2 protein-coding genes are annotated in these 2160 nt (G+C 49.9%); both read left to right on the top strand.

Annotation, left to right across the window (positions count from 1 at the left end; genetic code table 11):
- Positions 1–146: 146 nt before the first annotated feature.
- Positions 147–539, top strand: coding sequence for a GtrA family protein (locus ACR0P9_RS11380; protein ID WP_432620235.1), 393 nt, complete (start codon positions 147–149; stop codon positions 537–539).
- 4 nt (positions 540–543) lie between these two features.
- Positions 544–2154, top strand: coding sequence for a DUF6020 family protein (locus ACR0P9_RS11375; protein ID WP_432620233.1), 1611 nt, complete (start codon positions 544–546; stop codon positions 2152–2154).
- Positions 2155–2160: the final 6 nt, after the last annotated feature.

Below are 2160 nucleotides of genomic sequence, written 5' to 3'. Positions count from 1 at the left end.
CCCGACGCTGGTTGTTTGCGGATTTACCGCGTTGGCTGCGGTACAGTGCTTTTTCGCCGGTATGCAGCTGCAAAATATCGTACAGAAAAACAAGCAGGACTTTGAGATGCAGTTGCAGCGCGCCATGAAGGAGCAGAGAGAGACCCATGAAAAAACTCATTGATCAAATTATGCGCTTCGGCATTGTCGGTGTTCTCGCATTTTTCATTGACTACGGTGTCATGGTTGCGCTCACCGAGTTGTTCGGCGTATATTATCTGCTTTCAGCGTGCATTTCCTTTACAGTCTCGGTTATTTTCAACTATATATGCAGCATGAAGTTTGTCTTTACGCGCCGAGAGGACATCAGCCGGGCGCGGGAGTTTGTCACCTTTGTGCTGCTCAGCATCATCGGACTGATACTCAATGAAGCGATGATGTGGCTGGGTGTCAGCGTTCTGGGCATTTTCTATATGGTGACGAAGATCTTTGCCACTGCTGTCGTGATGGTTTGGAATTTCGTGTCGAGAAAGATCTGGCTGGAAAAGAAGGAACGGTGACCGGATGGAAAAGCAGACACAGAAAAAAATCCTGTGGCCGCTGGTGATTGCGGCGCTGATGTTCGGTGCGATGATTAGTCTGGGGCGAAAGATTCACTTTGCCGGAAATGTCCATCTGAGTTACACGGCGAATACGTTTGATGACTTTGTATGGACGGACTTGGTGGTGTTCGCGCTGGCGGCAGTGTGCACGTTTGTGCTGCTGCTCGTGCTGGATAAGCTGTATGATAGGATTGCTCGGCCGGCAGACAACAAGGCGTTTAACAAGAAGCTGTTTCTCGTGTGCTTCGTGGTCTTGTGCCTGTGCTGGCTGCCGTTTTTCCTCAAGGATTTTCCGGGAACTGTCGTGGGAGATTCGTTCCATTCGGTCAATCAGGGCTTGGGCGTCAAGCGAATTGGCAACCACTTTTTGGTGTTTTATACCTTGTTTGTGGCGATCTTTTTGCGGATTGGCGCCGCGTTTGGCAGCATCATGCTCGGCGTCTTTTTGTACTCGCTGACACAGTTCCTGTTGATGGCGGCAGTGTATGCGCGCTTTTTGACTTGGCTGGACAGTAAGGGTGTCAAACGCTGGTACATCGTGCTGTGCTTGGCATTTTTCGCGATTCCGCAGTCGTTTGCGATGTATGCGGTGATTATGTGGAAAGATCCGCTGTTTACGGCGTTTTTGCTGTTTCTCATGATGATGCTGTTCGATGCGGTGCAGTCGCGCGGCGCGCTGTTCCAAGACAAGAAATTCGTGGTCAAATGGGTGCTGCTGCTGCTCGGCACGATTTTCTTCCGCAACAATGGCTTGTATATTGTCATCGGATTGTTTGTCCTGCTGCTGATTGCCTATCGCAAGCAGGCAAAGCGCGTGCTCATTGCGACGCTGTGTGTCATTGTCGCCGCGCGCATTATCGTAGGACCGGTTTATGATGCCCTGCGGATTGAGAAGGACTCGGTTGTCGAGTCTGTAGGCGTTCCGCTTCAGCAGATGGCATATGTGGCGGTATATGGTGGTGAGATGAATGACGCGGAGTATGCATCCGTGACAAAGCTCATGCCGATAGAGGAGTACAAGCGTGTGTACACGCCGTGCATTGTCGATACCATCAAGTGGGACTATGATTACTTTGACCGCTACTATCTGGATACACAGACCGGTGAGGTACTGAAAAATTGGGCGACTATAGGCATGAAGAATTTTCCTGCCTATGTCAAGGCGTACTGTTTGGAAACCTTTGGATACTGGAAAATCGGCGCGCGCAACAGCAATGGAGATATGATGGAAGGCATCATAGAAAATGTCTATGGATATGATTTGTATACCATCAATTTGCTGCAAAAACTGCCGGGAGGCGCTGTGCTTGAAAAAATTCAGACGGCATTGCAATTCCATTTCAGTGCGGGCACGCTGTTCGCACTGTGGCTGCTGTGCTTGGCGTTGCTGCTGCACCGCAGAGCATATAAATTGGCACTGGTTTTGGCACCGGGTGCATTTTTGTGGATTACGTTGATGCTGGCAGCACCGGTTGCGTTTAGTATGCGATATGTCTACCTGCTTTTGGTGGCATTTCCGTTGATTCCGCTGCTCCCGATGTGGACAAAAACTGATGAAAAAAAGAAGGCATGATTTCTG

This window comes from Butyricicoccus sp. (assembly GCF_050872565.1).
GTDB lineage: Bacteria > Bacillota > Clostridia > Oscillospirales > Butyricicoccaceae > Butyricicoccus_A.
The sequence above is the reverse complement of the archived record's forward strand: the minus strand, read 5'-3'. Positions and strand labels throughout refer to the sequence as shown.